This window comes from Peribacillus sp. SIMBA_075 (assembly GCF_046534585.1).
In genome coordinates this window covers 1-229 of record NZ_JAWRYN010001763.1, presented here as the reverse complement: position 1 = coordinate 229, position 229 = coordinate 1, and the positions used below count along the sequence as shown (strand labels likewise).

The 229-nt window shown below is 44.5% G+C and carries 1 pseudogene; it reads left to right on the top strand.

Going from position 1 to position 229, the window contains the following annotated elements:
- Nucleotides 1–229 (top strand): annotated as a pseudogene (locus SB775_RS34490) (tubulin-like doman-containing protein); the annotation flags it as partial.

Genomic DNA, 229 nt, shown 5'->3' with positions numbered 1-229 from the left:
GGTCGGTGTTGCGAAATCTAAACTGTTTTTAGAGGCTGTAGAAAGTTATGTACAGCGTACGGTGCAAAAAGATGAGGAATTAAACCGACTGCAGCACGAGTGTAAAATTTCGGCTGCGAAACTGAAAATGATGGAGCAAATGAAAGGTGAAGTAGCAAGGGTGGATCATGCGGTTCGTTTATATGCGTATGCGATTCCGAGCCGCGTACATGAGCATGTAACGACACTA